The following is a 4,528-nucleotide window of genomic DNA, read 5'->3' on the forward strand; positions in this document are numbered from 1 at the left end:
GGTATGGCGGTTGGCGATGTACTGTTTTTACGGCTTTCTATTCGGGAAGGGATGGCGAAAGGCGCAGGATTTGGCGCAGCATCGCATGGTGCGGGCACGGCGCGCTCTTATGAGCTCGGCCAGCAGGAGGGCGTGGTCGCCAGCCTGGTGATGATGCTTTCCGGCGTGGTGATGGTGCTGGTGGCGCCGCTGGTCGCAAGGCTGATGTTCTGACCAGCGGCTGTGTGCTATTTCAAGCGTGAAATCAGCGCGAACTCTTTAAAATTCACCGGCCGCTGTTGCTGCATTGAAATATTCCCGGCGATACCGGTCAAAATCGACATGGCGCCGGCGCGATGGTCGGCGGCACGCTGCAACGGATCGTGCCGCGGTTCGCCAAACAGATCGGCCAGCATCGCATTATCTCCACCGCCGTGACCGCCTTCGCCGAGGGTAAAATCAGCTTGCCACGGCGCGGCAAACATCGGGAAAACAGTGATGTCACAGGCTTCAAGGCAGCCTTCGTTATCCCGCTCGCCTCCGGCGTTGACGTAGGATTTCTCAACAATTTTCATCTCCAGGCGGCCTTCGCTGCCGTTAAAGACCACGTTCAAGCCTTCCCACGGCAGCCAGGTGTTCAGTGAGTAGGTAAGCTGCACCTGATTCTGATACCTCACCAGCACCGACATGGTGTCTTCAATGGTGATGCCGTCGCTGAATACGCTCTGGTCGCGGAAATAGTTATCTTCATGTTCTGCATCCAGATAGAGCGCTTTAAGCTGAGGGTTTTCGGCCATATGCAGCGCAAACGGATCGTCTTTGGCCTGCGCATAGCCGTGAGCGCGCGGGTAAAATTGCGTCACGCCCCGGCGTTCGGCGTTCTCTTTTCCATAGAAACGCAGGCTGCCTTCGGCATACACCCGCTCGGGATAACTGCCCAGCCAGAAGTTCATTAGATCAAAATGGTGAGTGGATTTATGCACTAATAAGCCGCCGCTATTACGTTTTTCGCGATGCCAGCGACGGAAATAATCGGCACCGTGTTCGGTATTGAGCAACCATTCAAAGTGAACTGAATAAACCTCGCCAATCGTACCGTTCATCAGCAGTTCGCGAACCTTGCTGTGGTGCGGTGCATAGCGATAGTTAAAAGCGACGCGTAACTGACGGCCGGTCTCTTCAATGGCGTCCAGAATCCGCAGGGCGCGTTGCTCATCGATGGTCATCGGTTTTTCGGTGATCACATCGCAGCCTGCGCGTAGCGCACGCACGATATAGTCGTCGTGAGTCCGGTCCATGGTGGTCACAATGATGATATCCGGACGTGTTTCGCGGATCATCTCTTCAAACTGCTGCGCCTTCCATGTAGAGACCGGGGGCGCACCTTCGTTCGCCAAAAGCTGGTTGGCGTAATTCATACGGGTTTGATTGGTGTCGCAAAAGGCGACCAGACGTGCATTTTCTTTCCACTGCCCGCCAATCGCGCTGATGTAAAGTCCCGCGCGCCCGCCAGTTCCTACCAGGGCATATTTCTTCATAACATCCTCATTTCTAAAAAATGAATTAACGTGTTGATGTAATAAAAACAATATTTCAATTTTATTTTTATACAATAACGCTAATGCAGAAGATGGATACAACGCAGAAGTAAAAATGTGATCCCCAGCCAAAATGACCGGAAGAGAGGATGAGATTCTGATTTTCTTAGAGGCTATGTTTAAATTTATGTTTACGCCTTAGAATAATGATAAATGTTACTCGCCATTGTAAGGATGCGCAGCGTGAAATATTTGTGGTTATCTGCTCTTTTGTTTAGTCATGCCGTTTTGGCCTGGTGTCCTGATGAAGACCAACAGGTGACACTTCAGGGAACATTAATACAACAGACATTACCCGGTTCGCTAAATTACGAAAGCATCAAAGATGGCGATGAAGCGGTAACTTATGATTATCTTAAATTGGATCAACCGTTTGAGTGCGATGTTAACGGTGAGCCTGAAAATGTTCCGCTAGTGCAGATTATCTTGATGGGCAAAAATAAGCTTAATTACGCCGATCTTGCTCCTTCTCTGGGAAAAGATGTCATCCTGACCGGGAAAACGATGTATGCCCAAACGGGTCATCACTTTACTTCTGTGCTGCTTATTCTTTATAGCGCCAAAAACGTTACTCCCATCACCACGGCGGAACAAAAGAAAAGCGCGCTGCTGCAGTTTCAACAGTTCCAACAGGCGTTGCGGGAGAAAAACGTTGTCGCGTTGAAAACATATTTTGTCTTTCCTTTGCAGGGGACGCTATTTGACTTTATTGATTATGATGAAAACCGTCAGGAAGATGTACTTACCGAGACTGTGTTTGACCAAAATTCGCAGCAGATTATGGCGCATCTGCAGATGCTTGCCAGCATCGGTGTTGATGCTGAATCCCTGATGATAAACGAGTACAGAATTAACGCGCTTTCGGAACATGAGCAGCAGCGTCGCTATTTTCCTGCGGATGAAGATGGCATGTTTTATTATGAAGAACACGGTAAACGTCATACCGTTAAAGGAACATGCGATACCATCGCCCAAGGGGAACTTACGGACGGTATTCTTTTTATTTCACAGGGGACCGGTCCTAATACGCAACTTCCCGGCCTTTCAGAGTATTGTGATGGTGCAACGTCATATATGTTCAAGCTGGTTGATGGCAAACTGCGACTGACGGGGAGTTTTACCGCAGGGTAGGGACGTATTACAAAAGGAATGAAATAAAAATAGAAAAGGATGTTAATAAATGCTTAATGATTTATTTCTGGGGTGCCGGGTTGCTGGCTTTTTGGAAGGGCTGGCAGTGGCTAAATCTTGTGTGTGCGATTATTTTCCTGTTGCTTATCGCTGTGCCTGCTCGTCGCTTGATAACGGATGAGAATCCAGGATGATTCGCTGAACGTCTTCCCCGGCCAAAATGACCGGGGAAGAGGAGGAGTGGTTAGTGCGCGCGACCTTGTTCTACGCCGTACCCGGTCTGGGAACGGATGAACTGAGCACGGAACTGCTCGCGTTCGCGATTACCTTCTTCTGAGTTATCGGTAGCAGAGAAGAACCAGATCCCGAGGAACGCTACGCTGATGGAGAACAGCGCCGGATATTCATACGGGAAAATGGCTTTTTCATGACCAAGGATCTGGACCCAAATCGTCGGGCCAAGCACCATCAGCACCACCGCCGTCAGCAGACCTAACCAGCCGCCCAACATCGCGCCACGCGTAGTCAGTCTTGACCAGTACATGGAGAGCAGAATGATCGGGAAGTTGCAGCTGGCTGCGATAGCAAACGCCAGACCTACCATGAAGGCGATATTCTGGTTCTCAAACAGCACGCCGAGCAGGATGGCAATCACGCCCAGCACCAGTACGGTGATTTTCGACACCTTCAGCTCTTCACGTTCGGTTGCGCCTTTACGGAACACGTTGGCGTACAGGTCGTGAGAAACGGCCGATGCGCCCGCCAGCGTCAGGCCTGCAACCACCGCCAGGATGGTGGCAAACGCCACGGCTGAGATGAAGCCCAGGAACAGGTTGCCGCCCACTGCATTCGCCAGGTGAACCGCCGCCATGTTGTTACCGCCGATCAGCGCGCCAGCAGCGTCTTTATACGCCGGGTTAGCGCCCACCAGCATGATCGCGCCAAAGCCGATGATAAAGGTCAGGATGTAGAAATAACCCATAAAACCTGTGGCATAGAACACGCTCTTACGCGCTTCTCGGGCATCGCTGACCGTGAAGAAGCGCATCAGGATGTGCGGCAAGCCTGCCGTACCAAACATCAGGCCGAGACCTAACGATAGGGCGGAGATCGGATCTTTTACCAGTCCGCCCGGGCTCATAATGGCTGAACCTTTCGGGTGTACCGCCATTGCTTCGGTGAACAGGTTGTTGAAGCTAAAGCCGACGTGCTTCATCACCATAAAGGCCATAAAGCTGGCGCCGAACAGCAGCAGAACGGCTTTGATGATCTGTACCCAGGTGGTCGCCAGCATGCCGCCAAACAGGACGTACATCATCATCAGCACGCCAACCAGTACGACGGCGATGTGATAGTTCAGACCAAACAGCAGCTCAATCAGCTTACCTGCGCCGACCATCTGGGCGATCAGATACAGCGCGACCACCACCAGAGAACCACAGGCCGACAGAATACGGATTGGTCCTTGCTTCAGACGATAAGAAGCAACATCTGCAAAGGTGTAACGACCCAGGTTACGCAGACGCTCAGCAATCAGGAACAGGATAATTGGCCAACCGACCAGGAAGCCGAGCGAATAGATCAGCCCGTCATAACCGGAGGTAAACACCAGCGCGGAAATCCCGAGAAACGATGCCGCCGACATATAGTCGCCCGCAATCGCCAGCCCGTTCTGGAAACCAGTGATGTTACCGCCGGCGGTGTAGTAGTCATTACGCGAACGTACGCGCTTAGACGCCCAGTAAGTAATACCGAGCGTAAAGATGACGAAAATCAGGAACATGACAATCGCCTGCCAGTTGGTTGGCTGGCGTTGGACT

4 protein-coding genes are annotated in these 4,528 nt (G+C 51.6%); 2 read left to right on the forward strand and 2 right to left on the reverse strand.

All coding sequences use genetic code 11. The annotated features are described in order from the left end of the window. A partial coding sequence (locus KQJ19_RS22400) for an LrgB family protein (protein ID WP_216404177.1) occupies nucleotides 1-213 on the forward strand: 213 nt, incomplete at its 5' end. A gap of 14 nt (nucleotides 214-227) precedes the next feature. Here KQJ19_RS22400 and KQJ19_RS22405 read toward each other — a convergent pair. Continuing rightward, nucleotides 228-1,517 (reverse strand): Gfo/Idh/MocA family oxidoreductase, encoded by a 1,290-nt coding sequence (locus tag KQJ19_RS22405; protein ID WP_216404178.1) that lies wholly within the window; start codon nucleotides 1,515-1,517, stop codon nucleotides 228-230. Nucleotides 1,518-1,760: 243 nt separating this feature from the next. Here KQJ19_RS22405 and KQJ19_RS22410 point away from each other — a divergent pair, with 243 nt between their 5' ends. Further along, the gene (locus KQJ19_RS22410; protein WP_216404179.1) at nucleotides 1,761-2,708 is read left to right on the forward strand and encodes a DUF4431 domain-containing protein; all 948 of its coding nucleotides are present in this window, start codon (nucleotides 1,761-1,763) and stop codon (nucleotides 2,706-2,708) included. Between the two features lie 244 nt (nucleotides 2,709-2,952). Here KQJ19_RS22410 and actP read toward each other — a convergent pair. Further along, on the reverse strand, nucleotides 2,953-4,528 hold a 1,576-nt coding region (gene actP / locus KQJ19_RS22415; RefSeq protein WP_216404180.1), incomplete at its 5' end, for a cation/acetate symporter ActP.

It is taken from the genome of Citrobacter sp. S46_ASV_140, assembly GCF_018919545.1.
Classification (GTDB): Bacteria; Pseudomonadota; Gammaproteobacteria; order Enterobacterales; family Enterobacteriaceae; genus Citrobacter; species Citrobacter braakii.